This window comes from Arthrobacter sp. SLBN-53, assembly GCF_006715585.1.
Taxonomy (GTDB): domain Bacteria; phylum Actinomycetota; class Actinomycetes; order Mycobacteriales; family Mycobacteriaceae; genus Mycobacterium; species Mycobacterium neoaurum_A.
In genome coordinates, this window is sequence record NZ_VFNN01000001.1 from 5,019,051 (window position 1) to 5,037,188 (window position 18,138).

An 18,138-nucleotide genomic window follows, 5' to 3' on the forward strand; every position below is an offset into this window, starting at 1 on the left:
GCTCAGACGGCCCGGCGCTGCGCGGCCGGTGACGATCGCCGGGTGAACCGATAGTCCTGCAGCGGTCCCCGGCGAGCGAACCACCGTGCGGCCGTGATGGTCTGCGGACGGTGATACACCGTCTCGCGGCGAGAGTTGACGAAATAGGTGCGCAGCCCCGGATTGCACTCGGTGAAATACAGATGCGCGGTTTTCCCGCGGCGGACCATCTTGTCGTTCCAACGCGCAAACGCCTCCGCGGTTACCGCGGCCACCTGGTCGGACCGGCCGCGGGTGTGCGCGATCACCCGGGCTGCATGCTGGGCCATCGTCTCGACGAAATCACACCAGGCGAACCCGACGAACCCGGTGGGACCCACGATCTCCCACCTGTTCGGCAGCCGAGGGTGTGCGGTGCCCGCGTAACTCTGCATGCCGTGAGTCCGATAGAACTCGGCCAGGTCGAAACCGTCGGTGCCCATGATCGTTGACGGACGGTATGTTTCGGGATCGGTCCACAGCTCGTAGCCGGTGGCGGCCACCAGCAGGTCGACCGGGCGCTCGACGCCGTCGACGGTGCGGATGCCAGTACCGGTGATGCGCTCGATCGGGGTGGTGATCAACCGGGTGTTCGAATTGTTCAGTGCCCGGAAGAACGCACTGGAGATCACCGGACGTTTGGCCACGATGCCGTAGTGGGGGACCAGCGCCGCGCGGGTCGCAGGATCGCGCACGGTGCACCGCAGCAGCAGCCGGTAGAGCGTCCGGCAGTAGCTGTCGTACAGCGGGATCAGTCGCGTCAACACCCGGTCGGGCAGTCGGGAGAAGACGTGCACCATCGGCGCCAGCATCACCACGTCCATCAGCACGCGGCCGGCGATGTTCACCGCCGGTAGCACCCCGGGGATGCGCAGGATCCGGCGTATCGGTGGGGACAGGTCGAAGTCGATCTTGGGCAGCACCCAGGCGGGGGTGCGTTGGTAGACGTCCAACCGGTCGGCCTCGGCGGACAGGGCGGCGGCGATCTGTACACCGCTGGAACCCGTGCCGATCACCGCGATGCGCTTGCCCGCGGTGTCGTAGGTGTCGTCCCAGGCGTCTGGCCGTAACAGCGTTCCGGTGAAGTCTTCGACGCCGTCGATGTCGAGGCTCGGTTTGGCGTTGACATACCCGCCCACCGAACTGATCAGGAAGCGTGCGGTCAGGTCGGCCCTGCCGCGAATGCTCAGCTGCCACAACCCGGCGTCGTCGTCCCAGCACTGCCGCGTCACCTCGGCATCGGCGATCAGGTGCCGATACAGGTCCATCCCGCGGGCGGTGTCCTGCAGATAGCGGTAGATCTCGGGGCCGGGGGCGAACAGCCGTGACCAGTCGGTGTTCGGGGCGAAAGACAGCTGGTACCACAGGCTGGGGATGTCGACGGCCAGCCCGGGATAGTGATTGTCGCGCCAGGTCCCACCGAAATCGCCAGCGCGCTCGATGATCACGAAATCTGTGATGCCATGCCGGCGCAGGTGATGTGCGGCGGCTATCCCACCGGGACCCGCCCCGATGATGGCCACCTCGTGATCGGGCCTGCTCACGTGCCCGGCTCGTGGGCTCCGGTCGAGACGTCCCACGCGTGATGGACGATATCGTGCAGGTGGTACACAGCGATGGTGGCGACGGTGAATTCGCTTCCGTTGCTACGCAACCCGCGCCGATCCCAGCCCTCCTCGGGCACCGAGTCATACCGCTGGGCCACGGCGTCGGCCGCTGCACGCAGCTCGCCGGCGACCGTCGTCGGATCCTGGCCGCCGTAGTCGTCGGCGATCGCCGTGGCGTCCTGGTCCCAGTTCGGGAACTGCGGATCGGTCTGGCTCAGCATCAACTGCACGCGGTGATCGAAAATGCGGTGCACATCGCGGATATGGCAACCGTATTCGAGATTCGACCAGACTCCCGGCGCCGGGCGGCTGCGAACCCCGGGCCGGGCGAGCCGGAGCTCCCAATCCGCCGCATCGCGCCGGATGTGTCCGGCGACGGCGGTCGGATGCACCGCCGCCGGATCGAATCCGCAGTCCGGGCAGGGCCGCCGCAGCACCCAGGTCCAGTCCTTGGTGTCGGGCTGGATATCGCTCAACGCAGGGCGCCCGGGGCGAAGGTGTCGCACTTGTCGGGCGCACCGGTCTGGTAGCCGGTGGTGAACCATTTCTGACGCTGTTCCGAGGAGCCGTGCGTCCAGGACTCCGGGCTCACCCTGCCGGTGGCCGCCTCCTGGATCCGGTCATCGCCGACAGCCGAAGCTGCCGACAACGCGTCGGCAATATCCTTGTCGCTCAACGGCTCTAGGAAGGTCACATCGGTGCCCTCCTGTTTGGTCGTCGCCGCGTAGTGCGCCCACACCCCGGCGTAGCAGTCGGCCTGTAGCTCGGTGCGCACCCCGCCGCCGGTCGGACCGGTCGGATCCTGCTGGGCGCGCCCCAGCACCCCGAGCAGGTTCTGCACGTGGTGCCCGAACTCGTGGGCCACCACGTACTCCTGCGCGAACGGTCCACCGCTGGAACCGAACTGGTCGCGCAGCACGTCGAAGAAGTCGGTGTCGAAATAGGCGGTCTCGTCGGCGGGGCAGTAGAACGGGCCCACCTCGCTGGTCGCGCCACCGCAGCCGGTGTTCACCGACCCGGTGAACAACCGAACCTGCGGACGGCGGTACTCGGGAAGCAGCTGCGTCCAGACCGCATCCACGGAGTTGCCGGTGGCCACCACCCGACACTGCACCTTCTCGTTGGCATCGGCGCCGGTCCGGCACTGCGCCAGATCGAAGCCGGGGGCCGAGACGCCCTCGGTGTCCATCCCGGACCCCTGATCCTGGGGGAGCACGCTGCTCGGATCGACCCCGAGGAACAGCGCCACCACCACCAGCAACAGGCCGCCGACGCCACCGCCGAGCGCGATGCGCCGGCCACCCCCGCCGCCGCGGCCGCTGCTGGAGGACGTGCTCGTGTCGATCTGCATGCCCTCGTTGAAGGTCATCGTCCCCACCCATCTGACGTGTCGGCGCCGTCTCCTGTTCAGATCGGGCTCAGCTTTGCACACTACGATTGCGCCGTGCCCTCTGTCGCCGAACTGTCGACGATCGTGCCGACCGTCCAAGGCCTGCTGCGCGGTACCACCGAGGGCGGAGTCGGAGTGTGGCGCGGAGTCGCCTACGCCGAACAGCCGGTGGGGGACCGACGGTTCCTCGGTCCCCAGCCGCTGCGCCCCTGGGACGGTGTGCGTGACGCGGTCACCCACGGCCCGCTGCCGCCGCAGGGCCGGTCCTTCGTCGGGGGCGGCCGCGACGACCCGAAGATCCGCGATGAGGCCTGCCTGACGGTCACCGTCTGGTCGCCCGACGTGTCGGCGTCGCTACCGGTCATGGTGTGGATCCCCGGCGGCGCGTTCGTCTACGGCGCGGGTCAGTTGCAGCTGTACAACGGTTCGCGGCTGGCCGCCAACGGCAACGTCGTCGTCGTCAACGTCACCTATCGGCTGGGAGTCTTCGGCGGTTTCGAACTCGGGGACCTCGGACCGGGATTCGACGACAATCTGTGTCTGCGCGACCAGATCGCCGCGCTGCGATGGATACGGGAGAACATCGGATCCTTCGGTGGGGACCCGACCCAGGTGACGGTGTTCGGTGAATCGGCCGGTGCCACCTCGGTGTTGGCGCTGCTGGCCAGCCCGGCCGCCGCGGGATTGTTCGACAGGGCCATCGCGCAGAGCCCGGCGTTGCCGCTGATCGCCGACCGCGAGGTGCGGGCCCGGCAATCGCACGCCTTCCTCGCCGAACTGGGCGTCGAGGCAGACGAGGTCAAGGCGCTGCCGCAGCGCCGGTTGCGCCGCGCCGCGGGCACGCTGCAGCTCAACAGCGTCGCGCACACCCCGACGTTGGCCTATGGGCTGACTCACGGGGTCGACCTGTTACCGCACCACCCGATCGAGGCGGCCCGCCGCGGCGCGGTCGCCCCCATCCCGCTGATCATCGGCACCAACAGCCACGAGGCCTCGATGTTCGCGTGGGGTAAGCCGCCGATGCTGCCCACGACGGCGGCCGGTGTCGAGGGCTTTTTCGCCCGCTGGGCACCGGATGCCCGAGATCGGGTGCTGGCCGCCTATCCGGGCTTCCCGCGTCGCCGGGCGCTGGTCGACTTCGGTTCCGACGCGATGTTCGGCGCGCCCACCTGGGCCTTCGTCGACGCCTACAGCGCGGATGCGCCGACCCACATGTACCGGTTCGACCACACCACCTGGACGCTCAAGGCGTTGGGGCTAGGCGCCACCCACGGCAGCGAGATCGTGCACATCCAGCACAGCTACAGCTCGTATCTGGGCCGCAAGTTGCATCCGCTGGGGCGACGGGTGCAGCCCTCGGTGGGCAGGCGCATGCAACGCACCTGGCTGGATTTCGCCACCGACGGGCTCAGCGAGTGGCCGTGCTTCGACACCCGGACGCGGCAGACCCGGGTGATCCGGTCCACCCGCGATATCACCGTCGCCGACCCCGACGCGGTGCGCCGACAGGCCTGGGCCGGCGTCTACTAGTACCTGGCGTCGGTATAGCGCCGCAGGTTGTGCAGGAAGCGCTGGAACATCCACGCCATCACCGGCCGGCCGGCGGCCATCCCCAGCCGAGCGGCGGCCCCGTTGGGCTTCATCGCCATCACCCAGGTCAGGTGGCAACCCTGGTCGGTCGGCACGATCCAATAGTCCTCGGCGAACGCGGCAATGCTTCTGGTCGAGGCCTGGTTGAAACGAAACGCCATGTGGCTGTGCGGTTCCCAGGCCAGGAACTCCTCGTCGCCGACGATTCCGCCGCGCATGGTGACGGTCCGGGTGGTGCCGATGTCATAGGGCTGGGGGCTGGTCCAGACCACCTTGGTGATGACCGAGGCCCACTGCGGCCAGGATCCGGCGTCGGAGAGCACCTCGAACAACTGTTCCGGGGAGATGGCCAGATCCACGGTACTGACGAACCGGAACGGCGCATCGGAGATGAAGTCCAGGTCGACACGCTCGCACGGATACATCGCCACCAGCCGACGATATATGCAGCCGCCGCCGGTTGGGCGTATCGGGGACGGCGTCGAAACCGGTAGACAGCCGTCTCTAGACTAGGAATTCTGTCGTCCGCTGACCACTCAAGGAGTTTTTCGTGCTGCGCAGTCACCCCGCCGGTTCGTTGCGGTCCACCGATGCCGGTCAGACCGTGACCTTGGCGGGCTGGGTTGCCCGGCGGCGTGACCACGGCGGCGTCATCTTCATCGACCTGCGCGACGCGTCGGGAGTATCTCAGGTGGTGTTCCGGGACGCCACGGTGCTCGAACAGGCCCACCGGTTGCGCGCCGAGTACTGCGTCTCGGTCACCGGCGTGGTCGAGGTGCGTCCCGAGGGCAACGCCAACGCCGAGATCCCGACCGGGGATATCGAGGTGAACGCCACCGAGTTGACGGTGCTGGGGGAGAGCGCGCCGCTGCCGTTCCAGCTGGACGAGACCGCCGGCGAGGAGGCCCGACTCAAGTACCGCTACCTCGATCTGCGCCGCGAGGGACCCGGTAACGCAATCCGGCTGCGCTCCAAGGTCAATGCCGCCGCCCGCGGTGTGCTTGCCGAGCACGACTTCGTCGAGATCGAGACCCCCACACTGACCCGCTCCACGCCTGAGGGGGCGCGAGATTTCCTGGTGCCTGCCCGGCTGCAGCCCGGCAGCTTCTACGCGCTGCCGCAGAGTCCGCAGCTGTTCAAGCAGCTGCTGATGGTCGCGGGCATGGAGCGCTACTACCAGATCGCGCGGTGCTACCGCGACGAGGATTTCCGCGCCGACCGCCAGCCCGAATTCACCCAGCTGGACATGGAGCTCAGCTTCGTCGAGGCCGATGACGTCATCGCGATCTCCGAGCAGGTGCTGCGCGCGGTGTGGTCGACGATCGGTTACGACCTGCCGACGCCGCTACCGCGGATCACCTACGCCGAGGCCATGCGCCGGTTCGGTTCCGACAAGCCCGATCTGCGCTTCGGCGTCGAACTGGTGGAGTGCACCGACTACTTCGCCGACACCAGCTTCCGGGTGTTCCAGGCTCCCTATGTCGGTGCCGTGGTGATGGACGGCGGCGCCTCGCAGCCGCGGCGCACCCTGGACGGCTGGCAGGAGTTCGCCAAACAACGCGGGCACAAGGGTCTGGCCTATGTCCTGATCGGCGAGGACGGCACGCTCACCGGCCCGGTCGCCAAGAACCTCTCCGACGCCGAACGGGACGGGCTGGCGGCCCATGTCGGCGCCAAGCCCGGCGACTGTGTGTTCTTCGCCGCGGGCACCGCCAAGGGCGCCCGCGCGCTGCTGGGTGCGACACGCATCGAGATCGCCAAGCGCCTCGAGTTGATCGACCCCACGGCGTGGGCGTTCACCTGGGTGGTCGACTGGCCGCTGTTCGAGCCCGCCGACGACGCCACCGCCTCCGGTGACGTCGCCGTGGGCTCCGGTGCCTGGACCGCCGTGCACCATGCGTTCACCTCACCGCAGCCCGGTTCGGTGGACACCTTCGATTCCGATCCCGGCTCAGCGCTGGCCAACGCCTACGACATCGTCTGCAACGGCAACGAGATCGGCGGCGGGTCGATCCGTATCCACCGTCGCGATGTGCAGGAGCGGGTGTTCGCGATGATGGGTATCGCCAAGGATGAAGCCCAGGACAAGTTCGGATTCCTGTTGGACGCGTTCACCTTCGGCGCCCCGCCGCACGGTGGTATCGCCTTCGGCTGGGACCGCATCGTGGCGCTGCTCGCCGGCACCGACTCGATCCGCGACGTGATCGCGTTCCCCAAGTCCGGTGGCGGTGTGGACCCGTTGACCGACGCGCCGGCGCCGATCACCGAGTTGCAGCGCAAGGAAGCGGGCATCGATCACAAGCCCGACCCCAAGTCCGACGCCAAGCCCGACGTAAAGGCGTGATTTCGGCGCGCTGACGATCGCTGGACGAACGTCAGCGCGCCGAAATCGGCAGGCGGGGAGTCACAGCCGCTCGAAGATGGTGGCGTTGGCCATCCCGCCGCCCTCACACATCGTCTGCAGCCCGTAGCGCGCACCGCGCTGCCGGAGGGCATGGACCAGCGTCGTGGTGATGCGGGCACCGCTGGCGCCGAGCGGATGTCCGATCGCGATGGCACCGCCATGGACGTTCACCTTCGCCAGGTCGGCGCCCACCTCGTCGGCCCAGCTCAGCACCACCGGTGCGAAGGCCTCGTTGACCTCGAACAGGTCGATGTCCGACAGCGCCAGCCCCGCTTTGTGTAGGACCTTCTCGGTCGCCGGGATGACGCCGGTCAGCATGTAGAGCGGATCGGAGCCGACAACGGTGGTGGTGTGCACCCGGGCCAGCGGGGTCAGACCCAGCCGGCGCGCGGTCGCTCCGCTGGTTATCATCACCGCGGCGCTGCCGTCGGACAACGGTGAGGAGTTGCCCGGGGTGATGTTCCAGCCGATCTGGCCGAAGCGCGCCGCGTAGGCCTCGGAGAAGAATGCCGGCCGCAGACCCGCGAGAGTCTGCACGCTGGTGCCCGGGCGGATGATCTCGTCGGTGCTCAGCCCGGCGATCGGCGCCAGCTCGTCGTCGAACAGCCCGTCCTTGGTGGCGCGGGCGGCCTTCTCGTGGCTGGCGGCGGAGAACTCGTCGAGCCGGGTCCGGGACAGCTGCCACTTGGCCGCGATCAACTCGGCGCTGATGCCCTGGGGGACAAGCCCTTCGGGATAGCGTTCGGCCATGCCGCGGCCGAACGGATCGCTGCCGGGTAGCACCGAGGAACCCATCGGCACCCGCGACATGGACTCCACGCCGGCGGCGATCACGATGTCGTAGGCGCCGGCCAGGACCCCCTGGGCGGCGAAGCTGATGGCCTGCTGGCTGCTGCCGCACTGGCGGTCGACCGTGGTGCCGGGCACTGTCTCCGGGAAGCCCGCGCCCAGCAGGGCATTGCGCGCGATGTTGACGGCCTGGTCGCCGACCTGGGTGACGGCACCGGCGATCACATCGTCGACCAGTGCCGGGTCGACACCGGTCCGGGTGATGAGTTCGCGAAGGCTGTGCGCCAGCAGATCGGCGGGCAGTACGCCGTGCAATGCGCCGCCGGGCTTGCCCTTGCCGATGGGGGTGCGCACCGCGCCGACGATGACCGCATCGCGATCCGAGTAACCACTCATGTTGTCTCCTGACAGGCTGGGTATTGCATTCGTTACTCTGATGGGAACGCGTGCCAGGTGTGATTCCGACCCGCCGACGAGGGTGATCTGCACGACAGTCGCGCGTCACCGAGATGGGCGAAGCACCCCCAAGAAATTATCCAGACCGTTAAAATTTCGCCGTCTACACGTGCAGGGGGGCCCACACGTGCCGGACACACTGTGGCAAGAAAGGGCCCCGGCGCATATGAGCCTTCCGGCTGACAACACGCTGGCGTATATGGATCAGGGTTCTTACCTGGCGCTTCGGGCGTTGGGACGAGGGCCGGTCATCCAATATGTCTGGATCTACGAACGCGGCGTCGACATGGACGGGCTGCGGCGCTTTCAGCGCAATCTCGCCCGTACCCTGCTCGGCCGCCGCCTGGAACGATCCTCCATCCCGTTGGGTCGCCACCACTGGGTGCCCTGCGGGGCATCCGCGGACATCGAGATCGCCGCCACCGAACGGCGCCGCGACGAGGTGTGGGATTTCGTGGCGGAGCGCGGCAATGTCCCGGTCGACCCCGAGCACGGGCCGCCGTGGCATCTGGCCGTCCAACCGCTGGCCGAGGGTGGATCGGTGGTCACGCTGGTGGTGTCCCACACCGTCGCCGACGCCGCCGCCCTCATCGAATCGATCACCCATGCCGTCAACGGCACCGGTCGCGAACTCGGCTATCCCGAGCCGCGATGCCTGAGTCGCCGGCAGGCGTTGCGGCGGGATCTGTTGGTCACCGCACGGTCGGTCCGTGAGGTGCCCGCCGCCGTGCTCGGCGCGGCGCGGCTGGCCCGCGCGCAGGCCGGTGACCTGTCCGAGTCGGCCAAGGCGGTTCCCGTCGCGGCAACCCGCAGGCACAATGAGCGGCTGGTCAGTCTGCCGACGGTCTCGGTGCGCGTGGATGCCGACGAATGGGATGCGCGCGCCAAAGCGCTTGGCGGAAGCAGCAATGTGCTGCTGGCCGGGATCGCGGCGCGCGTCGGGGCGGCCATCGGCCGTGTCGATGAAACCGGGCGGGTGATGTTGTCACTACCGGTCAGCGAGCGCATCGAGGGTGACACCCGGGGCAACGCGCTCAACACCATCACCGTGCTGGCCGACCCGGAACTCGCCCACGGTGACCTGCGCCCGATCCGCGCCGGCATCAAGGCCGCCCTTGTCGAGTTGGCCGCCACCCGCGAACAACTGCTCGCGCCGTTGCCGCTGGCGCCCTACACGCCCAAATTCCTGCTGCGCCGGCTGGAGAAGCTGGTCCTCAAGGTGGGTAAGCCGATCGGATCATCCAACAGCGGCGCGCTACCCGACGAGGTCAACCGGCCGGACGGGACTCCCGCGGACATGTTCGTCGCGCATTCGCCGGAGCCGGGCATCACCGCAGCCGATCTGGATCGGATGGGTGGTCGGTTGTTGCTGGCTGCCGGAACAGTCGGCGGTGCGGTGTGTATCTCGGTCACCTCATGGGAGCCGGGCGCGCCCAACACCAAGGAGGCCCTGATGCAGGCGGTCAAGGAAGCCTTCTACGATTTCGATCTCGTGGCGTCCATGGAGTAGGCCGCGCTGCGCGCCGACCCGCGTTGTGGTGGGATTCGGTGATGGGTATCAAAGTGGCGCTGGAACATCGGACCAGCTACACGTTCGACCGGTTGGTGGACATCCACCCGCATGTCGTCCGTCTCCGTCCGGCACCGCACTCCCGCACCCCCATCGAGGCCTACTCCCTGCAGGTCGAACCTGCCGACCACTTCATCAACTGGCAGCAGGATGCGTTCGGCAATTTCCTGGCCCGCCTGGTGTTCCCCGACCGCGCGCGCAGCCTGACCATCACCGTCGGGCTGATCGCCGACCTGAAGGTCATCAACCCGTTCGATTTCTTCATCGAGGAGTGGGCCGAGCACTTCCCGTTCCGCTACCCCAAAGAGCTGCTGGCCGACCTCGAGCCCTACCTGCGCCCGGTCGACGAGTCCGAAGATGGTTCCGGCCCGGGCGAACTCGTCCGCAAGTGGGTGCAGAACCTCTCCATCGCCGAGGGCACCCGCACCATCGACTTCCTGGTCAACCTGAACGCGGCTGTGCGCGCCGACGTCGGCTACAGCGTGCGCATGGAACCCGGTGTACAGACCCCGGATCACACGCTGCGCACCGGAATCGGCTCATGCCGCGACTCGGCCTGGTTACTGGTGTCCGTCCTGCGCCAACTCGGGCTGGCGGCCCGGTTCGTCTCGGGATACCTGGTGCAGTTGAGCTCCGATGTCGAGGCGCTCGACGGCCCGTCGGGACCCGCGGCCGATTTCACCGATCTGCACGCCTGGACCGAGGTGTACATCCCCGGGGCCGGGTGGATCGGACTGGACCCCACCTCGGCGCTGTTCGCCGGGGAGGGCCATATCCCGCTGTCGGCCACCCCGCACCCGGAATCGGCCGCGCCCATCACCGGGGCCATCGGACCGGCCGAGGCAACCCTGGACTTCAGCAATGTGGTGACCCGGATCCACGAGGACCCCCGCGTCACCCTGCCCTACACCGAGCAGTCCTGGGCGGCCATCAATGCCCTTGGCGACCAGGTCGATGCGCGCCTGGCGGCCGGCGATGTCCGGCTCACCGTCGGCGGTGAGCCGACCTTCGTCTCGGTGGACAACCAGACCGACCCGGAGTGGACCACCGCCGCCGACGGGCCCCACAAGCGCGAACGCGCGTCGGTGCTCGCCGAACGGTTGCGCCGGGTATGGGCACCCAACGGCCTGGTGCAGCGCAGTCAGGGTAAGTGGTATCCGGGAGAGCCGTTGCCGCGCTGGCAGATCGGACTGATGTGGCGCACCGACGGGGAACCACTGTGGAACGACCCAGCCCTGTTGGCCGATCCGTGGGCCGACCCCAAACCCGATCCCGCGCCCGCGGGTGCCGATGCCCAATTGTTGGCCGCCGTCGCCGACGGATTGACCCTGCCCGCCCGACAGGTGCGGCCCGCCTATGAGGACCCGCTGAGCCGACTCGCCGGCGCTGTCCGCCAACCCGCCGGTGACCCGGTCGAGGACGCCGACGACCTGGCCGTCGACGACGCTGCCCGCCGCGTCGCGCTGATGGACAGGCTCGACAAGCCGGTCGTCGAACCGGCCGCCCACGTCCTGCCGCTGCACCGCAGGACCGACGATTCCGGTTGGGCGAGTGCGGATTGGACATTGCGGCGCGGCCGGATCGTGTTGCTCGACGGCGATTCGCCCGCCGGTCTGCGGTTGCCGCTGAACTCGATCAGCTGGCGGCCCCCGCAGCCGACCTTCGCCACCGACCCGCTGAGCCCCCGCGGCGGCTTGCCCCGCGGGCCGGCGCGCCAGGCCCAGGCGGCGGTCGAGGATGCCGAGACCGCGCCGCCGACGGCGCTGGTCGCCGAGATCCGCAACGGCCTGCTGTACGTATTCCTGCCGCCCACCGATGCTCTCGAGCATTTCGTCGACCTGGTCGCCCGGGTCGAGGCGGCCGCCGCGGCCATCGAGACCCCGGTGGTGATCGAGGGTTACGGGCCCCCCGACGACGGACGGCTCACGTCGATGTCGGTGACCCCCGATCCCGGTGTCATCGAGATCAACGTCGCGCCCACCCGCAGTTTCGCCGAGCAGCGGGCGCAGCTGGAGACGCTCTACAACGAGGCGCGGCTGGCGCGGTTGTCCACCGAATCCTTCGACGTCGACGGCAGTCACGGCGGCACCGGCGGCGGTAACCACATCACCCTCGGCGGGGTCACGCCCGCGGATTCGCCGCTGCTGCGCAGGCCCGATCTGCTGATCTCACTGCTGACCTACTGGCAGCGTCACCCGGCACTGTCCTATCTGTTCGCCGGACGGTTCATCGGCACCACCTCCCAGGCGCCGCGTGTCGACGAGGGGCGCAGCGAAGCGCTCTACGAACTGGAGATCGCGTTCGCCGAGATCGACCGGCTGACCCAGGAGGGTGCCGCGCAAGCCTGGGTCACCGACCGCGCGCTACGGCACCTGCTGACCGATATCACCGGTAACACCCACCGCGCCGAGTTCTGCATCGACAAGCTCTACAGTCCGGACAGCCCGCGTGGGCGGTTGGGTCTGCTGGAGCTGCGCGGGTTCGAGATGCCGCCGCACTATCAGATGGCGATGGTGCAGTCGTTGCTGGTGCGGGCGTTGGTCGCGCGGTTCTGGGACGAGCCGCTGCGCGCCCCGTTGATCCGGCACGGGGCGAACCTGCACGGCAGATACCTGTTGCCGCACTTCCTGATTCACGATATCGCCGATGTCGCCGCGGACCTGCGTGAACACGGTATCGACTTCGACACCAGCTGGCTGGACCCGTTCACCGAGTTCCGTTTCCCGCGCATCGGCACCGCGGTATTCGACGGGGTGGAGATCGAGCTGCGCGGCGCCATCGAACCGTGGAACGTCCTCGGCGAGGAGTCCACCGCAGGCGGCACCGCCCGCTACGTCGACTCGTCGGTGGAGCGCGTGCAGGTGCGGCTGGTGGGCGCGGACCGCAATCGCTACATCGTCACCGTCAACGGCCATCCGGTGCCACTGCTGGCCACCGACAAGGCCGATATCCAGGTCGGCGGTGTGCGCTACCGTGCCTGGCAGCCGCCCAGCGCCCTGCATCCGACCATCACCGTCGACGGACCGCTGCGTTTCGAACTCGTCGACGCCGCCTCGGGGGTGTCCCGCGGCGGCTGTACCTATCACATCGCGCACCCGGGCGGCCGTTCCTATGAGCGCCCACCGGTCAACGCAGTGGAGGCCGAATCACGCCGTGGCCGCCGATTCGAAGCGACCGGATTCACACCGGGCCGGGTCGATATGGCCGCTCTGCGGGAGAAGCAGGCGCGCCAATCGACCGATATGGGCGCGCCAGGGATTCTGGACCTCCGCCGGGTGCGTACCGTGCTGCGGTGATGGTTGTACAAACAGAGATGACGGCACGCGCCGAGGACGTGCTCGCCGGTTACCGGAGTCGCCGCGCCCAACAGGCGTTGTTCGACGTCCGGGGCACCGTCGGCAACGGCTTCGACGAGTTCGTCGACGCCGCAGGTGCGATCCGGCCCGCCTGGCAGGAGCTGGCCGAATGCGTGGCCGAGCGGGGCCGCGACGGGTTGGACCGGCTGCGGGTGACCGTGCGCAACCTCGTCGACGACGACGGCATCACCTACGTGCACGTCGACAAGAGCGCCGCGGACACCGCCCCGGACGGTGGCGTCGCCGAGCCGTGGCATCTGGACGCGCTGCCGCTGCTGATCTCCACCGCGGATTGGGACACCCTGGAAGCCGGCCTGGTGCAACGGTCGCGGCTGCTCGACGCGGTGCTCACCGATCTCTACAGCGCGCGCGTCTCCCTCACCAGCGGGGTGCTGCCCCCGCAACTGCTCTTCGCCCACCCCGCCTACGTGCGTGCCGCCCACGGTATCGAGGTACCCGGCAGGCATCAGCTGTTCCTGCACGGCTGTGATGTCAGCCGCGCCGCCGACGGCAGTTTCCGGGCCAACGCCGACTGGACCCAGGCGCCCTCCGGTGCGGGCTACGCGCTGGCGGGCCGTCGTGTCATCGCCCACGCCGCCCCGGACCTGTACGAGCGCATCGCCCCGCGGCCGGCATCCCCGTGGGCACAGGCACTGCGGCTGGCGCTCATCGACGCGGCGCCCGAGGCCGCCGAGGAACCCGTGGTCGTCGTACTCAGTCCCGGCGCGCATTCCGAGACAGCCTTCGACCAGGCCTACCTGGCAAGCGTTCTCGGCTTCCCGCTGGTGGAGAGTGCCGACCTGGTGGTGCGCGACGGAAAACTGTGGATGCGTTCGCTGGGCACCCTCAAACGCGTCGACGTGGTGCTGCGCCGGGTCGATGCCGACTATGTCGACCCGCTGGACCTGCGTGCCGACTCCCGGCTCGGGGTGGTCGGACTGGTCGAGGTGCTGCGCCGCGGCGCGGCGACCGTCGTCAACACCCTCGGCAGCGGCATCCTGGAGAGCCCCGGGCTGATGCGTTTCCTGCCGGAGTTGGCCGAACTCCTGACCGGCGAGACGCCGCAGCTGGCGTCACCGCAGATGTACTGGGGCGGCATCGACGTCGAGCGCTCGCATCTGCTGACCCAGCTGTCGAGGCTGCTCATCAAACCGGTCACCGGGGGCAAGACCATCGTCGGTCCGGCGTTGTCGGTGTCGGCCCGCGAACAGCTCGCCGACCGTATCGGCGCGAACCCGTGGCAGTGGGTCGGCCAGGAACTGCCGCAATTCTCTTCGGCGCCGACCGATTTCCTGCCCGGTGGAGTGTCCGCGGCCGATGTCGGCATGCGCCTGTTCACGGTGGCCCAACGCGGCGGCTACGCCCCCATGATGGGCGGGCTGGGTTTCCTGCCTGCGCCCGGGAACGCCGCATACACCCTGGATACTGTTGCGGCCAAAGATGTTTGGGTCCGTACACCGGACCGCGCCAAGGCGGTGCCGACGCCCTCGGTGGACCTGCCGGTCATGACGCCGAGCCCCACCAGGGCGGTCAGCTCGCCGCGCGTGCTGTCGGACTTCTTCTGGCTGGGCCGCTACGCCGAACGCGCCGAGAACATGGCCCGGCTGCTGACCGTCACCCGCGAGCGCTACCACGAGTACCGATACCGGCAGGACATGGCCGAAAGCCAGTGTGTGCCGGTCCTGTTGGCCGCCATCGGAGTGATCACCGGCACCGACACCGGCTCCGGTGGCGACGATCACGAAGCCATCGCGATCGCACCGAGCACACTGTGGTCGCTCACCGCCGACCGGCGCCGCCCGGGATCGCTGGCCCAATCGGTCGAACGGCTCGGGCTGGCGGCCCGCGGCGTGCGTGACCAGATGTCCAACGACACCTGGATGGTGCTGGCCGCGGTGGAGCGCGCCGTCGGATCCCGGGCCCGCCAGCCGGAGTCGCAGGCCGCCGGCGATGCCTACCTGCTGACCGCGCACACCCAGACACTGGCGGGCATGCTCGCCCTGTCCGGGATGGCGGCCGAGTCGATGGTCCAGGACGTCGGCTGGACGGTGATGGACATCGGCAAGCGCATCGAGCGCAGTCTGGGGCTGACCGCGTTGCTGCGCGCGACCATGACGGCGGTGCGGGCTCCCGGCGCCGCCCAGACCGTCACCGAGTCGATGCTGGTGGCGTGTGAGTCATCGGTCATCTACCGCCGCCGGATGCTAGGCAAGGTCAGCGTCGCCGCGGTGGCGGATCTGGTGCTCTTCGATGCCGAGAACCCGCGCTCGTTGATCTATCAGTTCGATCGGCTGCACGACGGGCTGCGGCGGCTGCCGTCGTCATCGGGTTCGTCACGCCCGGAACGGCTGGCCGACGAGATCACCGCACGGCTGCGCCGGGTCGACCCGGCCGATCTGGAGCTGGTCGCCGCCGACGGCACCCATGCCGAGTTGGCCGATCTGCTCGACGGCCTGCACGCCGACCTGCGTGAGCTGTCCAAACTGATCACCGCCGCGCATCTCTCGCTGCCGACAGGCATGCAACCGTTGTGGGGTCCCGACGAGCGGAGGCAGCTACCGTGACGCAGGCAGCGACCCGGCGCTACGAGATCACCCACCGCACCACCTACCGGTACTCCGACGTCGTCACCGGCTCGTACGGCCGCGGCTACCTCACGCCCCGTGAGCTGCCGGGCCAGCGGCGCCTGTCGCACGAGCTGCTGATCGAGCCGGAGGCATCGGACAGCTCGATCAGTCGGGACGCCTACGGCAACACCAGCTCCTACTTCCACGTCACCGAACCGCATCGCACCCTGACCGTCACCGGTCGCTCGCTGGTCGAGGTCGACCCGCCGGCATCGGAGCTCTACGAGGGGCCGGCCGCGCGGGCACCGTGGGAGATATCGCGCCCCGTCGGCCCCGACGGGGCGCTGGCCTGCGAGTTCACCCTGGATCTCGCGCCCCCGGAGATCACCGACGACGTCCGCGCCTACGCGGCACCCAGTTTCGTTCCGGAACGACCGCTGATCGAGGTCCTGCGTGACCTGAACTCGCGGATCTTCCGCGATTTCACCTATCGGTCGGGCTCGACGACCATCTCGACCGGGGTGGCCGAGGTGTTGGCCGCCCGCGAGGGCGTGTGTCAGGACTTCGCCCGCCTGGCCATCGCATGCCTGCGGGCCAACGGCCTGGCCGCCAGCTATGTGTCCGGATATCTGGCCACCGACCCGCCGCCGGGCAAGGAACGCATGATCGGCGTCGACGCCACCCATGCCTGGGCGTCGGTGTGGACGCCGCAGAACCAGTGGCTGGGGCTGGACCCCACCAATGACCAGCTGGTCGACGAGCGATATGTGGTGGTCGGCTTCGGCCGGGATTACGCCGACGTGCCGCCGCTGCGCGGGATCATCTACACCGAATCGGAGAGTAGCGTTATCGAAGTCTCAGTCGATGTGGCGCCGAACTGACTCCCTGATGGTTTAGGCGTTCGCCGCAGCGGGCACCAGCTAGCGGCCGTGCGAACAGGGGAGAGCGTGCATGCGGGATTTCAATTGTCCGAAATGTGGACAGCGACTGGCTTTCGAGAACTCGAAATGCCTGTCCTGCGGTTCGGCGTTGGGCTTCTCGCTCGACGATATGGCCCTGCTGGTCATCGCCAGCGGTGACGAGAGCGAGCACGCGGGGGCGGTCGATGAGCACAACTATGCGTTGTGCGCCAACCTCTATGCCGCCGAATGCAACTGGTTGGTGAAGGTCGGTGAGGGGTCCGGATTGTGCGCATCATGCGCGTTGACACGGACCAGGCCGGCCGATTCCGACACCGTGGCGATGGCCGCCTTCGCCGCCGCCGAGCGCGCCAAGCGCCGGATGATCGCCGAGCTGACCGAGCTGAAGCTGCCCGTGGTCGGCCGCGATGATGATCCACGGTACGGGTTGGCCTTCGACCTGCTCTCCAGCGAGTTCGAGAAGGTCTTCACCGGCCACGCCGACGGGGTGATCACCCTCGATCTGGCCGAGGGCGACGATGTGCACCGCGAACAGCTACGGGTGTCCATGGAGGAGCCCTACCGCACGCTGCTCGGTCACTTCCGGCACGAGATCGGCCACTACTACTTCTACCGGCTGGTCAGCCCGGTCCCGGAGTACCTGGAACAGTTCAACGAGTTGTTCGGCGACCCCGACCTGGATTACCAGGCCGCGCTGGACCGGCATTACAGCGAGGGCGCGCCCGCGGGGTGGAAGAGCGATTACGTGTCGTCCTATGCCACCATGCATCCGGCCGAGGACTGGGCCGAGACGTTCGCCCACTACCTGCACATCCGGGACACCCTGGACACCGCCGCGGCGTTCGGATTGGCTCCGGCCGGAGCGACATTCGACCGACGGGTGTTGGGCCCCAGTGGTTTCGACACCATCATCGAGATGTGGCTGCCGTTGACGTGGGCGCTGAACATGGTGAACCGGTCGATGGGCCGCGATGATCTGTACCCGTTCGTGCTGCCGCCGGCCGTGCTGGAGAAGATGCGGTTCATCCATGCCGTGATCGACGAGATCACCTCGTCGCCGGACAAGCTGGCCGCGGTCGGCGGTGCGGCCTAGCGGCCGACCGGTTTTCCCTCAGTCGCTCGATCCGTGAGTCCGGCGCCGCTGCGGATCGGTTCGAACGCACCCGCAATCGGCAAAGCTCCGGCACCCAAGAATTCGTGTGGCATCGACGGCCTGCGCATGTGAGCCTCAGGCGTCAGTGTGCTTGCCGACAAGTGGGTGCGGGGATGTTGCGAAGCGCTGGCGCCTGCGACTTTCTATTGCGGTTGACGTGTCAATCAGGTAATTATGGTTGATCTACGCACAGCTGTCGGGGAGGTAGCGGATGTGCCAGTGGTGGGGCAAGGGGGGCCGCGGCCATGAATACGGTGTTGTGCGACGCTCGGGTGACACCCGATGGATCGGTTGTGGTGATCGAAGATGTCGGAGCCC

At 68.4% G+C, this 18,138-nt stretch carries 12 protein-coding genes; 7 read left to right on the forward strand and 5 right to left on the reverse strand.

Annotated elements, in window-relative coordinates; genetic code table 11:
* Positions 1–2 precede the first annotated feature (2 nt).
* Genes FBY28_RS24205 through ypfJ form a run of 3 tightly spaced genes read right to left on the reverse strand, consistent with a single transcriptional unit; the run spans position 3 to position 2,994 of the window.
* Positions 3–1,562: a flavin-containing monooxygenase gene (locus FBY28_RS24205; protein WP_141869714.1), complete on the reverse strand. Its 1,560-nt coding sequence runs from the start codon at positions 1,560–1,562 to the stop codon at positions 3–5.
* Entirely contained in the window at positions 1,559–2,101 is a 543-nt protein-coding gene (locus tag FBY28_RS24210) for a DinB family protein (protein WP_141869715.1), read from the reverse strand. Before FBY28_RS24210 ends, FBY28_RS24205 begins: the two co-directional genes overlap by 4 nt.
* Entirely contained in the window at positions 2,098–2,994 is an 897-nt protein-coding gene (ypfJ, locus tag FBY28_RS24215; RefSeq protein ID WP_141869716.1) for a KPN_02809 family neutral zinc metallopeptidase, read from the reverse strand. Before ypfJ ends, FBY28_RS24210 begins: the two co-directional genes overlap by 4 nt.
* 75 nt (positions 2,995–3,069) lie before the next feature.
* Here ypfJ and FBY28_RS24220 point away from each other — a divergent pair, with 75 nt between their 5' ends.
* Positions 3,070–4,545 carry a carboxylesterase/lipase family protein gene (locus tag FBY28_RS24220; protein WP_141869717.1) on the forward strand — a complete coding sequence of 492 codons (1,476 nt, stop codon included), beginning with the start codon at positions 3,070–3,072 and terminating at the stop codon, positions 4,543–4,545.
* On the opposite strand, the gene FBY28_RS24225 is transcribed toward FBY28_RS24220, so the two are convergent.
* Positions 4,542–5,030 (reverse strand): SRPBCC family protein, encoded by a 489-nt coding sequence (locus tag FBY28_RS24225; protein WP_174241893.1) that lies wholly within the window; start codon positions 5,028–5,030, stop codon positions 4,542–4,544. The genes FBY28_RS24220 and FBY28_RS24225 overlap by 4 nt on opposite strands.
* 125 nt (positions 5,031–5,155) lie before the next feature.
* Between FBY28_RS24225 and aspS the strand changes: the two genes are divergently transcribed.
* Complete coding sequence (aspS, locus tag FBY28_RS24230; protein ID WP_141869719.1) at positions 5,156–6,949, forward strand: aspartate--tRNA ligase; 1,794 nt, start codon at positions 5,156–5,158, stop codon at positions 6,947–6,949.
* A 60-nt stretch (positions 6,950–7,009) separates the two neighbouring features.
* Here aspS and FBY28_RS24235 read toward each other — a convergent pair whose 3' ends face one another.
* Positions 7,010–8,194, reverse strand: a complete 1,185-nt coding sequence (locus FBY28_RS24235) for a thiolase family protein (RefSeq protein WP_141869720.1) — start codon at positions 8,192–8,194, stop codon at positions 7,010–7,012.
* Positions 8,195–8,453: 259 nt separating this feature from the next.
* On the opposite strand from FBY28_RS24235, the gene FBY28_RS24240 reads away from it, so the two are divergent.
* From FBY28_RS24240 to FBY28_RS24260, 5 genes are all read left to right on the forward strand, one after another.
* On the forward strand, positions 8,454–9,764 hold the full coding sequence (locus FBY28_RS24240; protein ID WP_216847927.1) for a hypothetical protein: 1,311 nt from the start codon (positions 8,454–8,456) through the stop codon (positions 9,762–9,764).
* 41 nt (positions 9,765–9,805) lie between these two features.
* Positions 9,806–13,120, forward strand: a complete 3,315-nt coding sequence (locus FBY28_RS24245) for a transglutaminase family protein (RefSeq protein WP_141869722.1) — start codon at positions 9,806–9,808, stop codon at positions 13,118–13,120.
* Positions 13,120–15,744, forward strand: a complete 2,625-nt coding sequence (locus tag FBY28_RS24250; RefSeq protein WP_141869723.1) for a circularly permuted type 2 ATP-grasp protein — start codon at positions 13,120–13,122, stop codon at positions 15,742–15,744. Before FBY28_RS24245 ends, FBY28_RS24250 begins: the two co-directional genes overlap by 1 nt.
* Positions 15,741–16,628, forward strand: a complete 888-nt coding sequence (locus FBY28_RS24255; protein ID WP_141869724.1) for a transglutaminase family protein — start codon at positions 15,741–15,743, stop codon at positions 16,626–16,628. The genes FBY28_RS24250 and FBY28_RS24255 overlap by 4 nt, the downstream gene beginning before the upstream one ends.
* 70 nt (positions 16,629–16,698) lie before the next feature.
* Entirely contained in the window at positions 16,699–17,760 is a 1,062-nt protein-coding gene (locus FBY28_RS24260) for a zinc-binding metallopeptidase family protein (protein WP_141869725.1), read from the forward strand.
* Positions 17,761–18,138: the final 378 nt, after the last annotated feature.

What these genes read in the sequence shown, in the direction of transcription:
- FBY28_RS24245 (WP_141869722.1), top strand. Translation starts at nt 9,806, where the DNA reads ATGGGTATCAAAGTGGCGCTGGAACATCGGACCAGCTACACGTTCGAC.
- ypfJ (WP_141869716.1), bottom strand. Translation starts at nt 2,994, where the DNA reads ATGACCTTCAACGAGGGCATGCAGATCGACACGAGCACGTCCTCCAGC.
- FBY28_RS24240 (WP_216847927.1), top strand. Translation starts at nt 8,454, where the DNA reads ATGGATCAGGGTTCTTACCTGGCGCTTCGGGCGTTGGGACGAGGGCCG.
- FBY28_RS24260 (WP_141869725.1), top strand. Translation starts at nt 16,699, where the DNA reads ATGCGGGATTTCAATTGTCCGAAATGTGGACAGCGACTGGCTTTCGAG.
- FBY28_RS24235 (WP_141869720.1), bottom strand. Translation starts at nt 8,194, where the DNA reads ATGAGTGGTTACTCGGATCGCGATGCGGTCATCGTCGGCGCGGTGCGC.
- FBY28_RS24225 (WP_174241893.1), bottom strand. Translation starts at nt 5,030, where the DNA reads ATGTATCCGTGCGAGCGTGTCGACCTGGACTTCATCTCCGATGCGCCG.
- FBY28_RS24250 (WP_141869723.1), top strand. Translation starts at nt 13,120, where the DNA reads ATGGTTGTACAAACAGAGATGACGGCACGCGCCGAGGACGTGCTCGCC.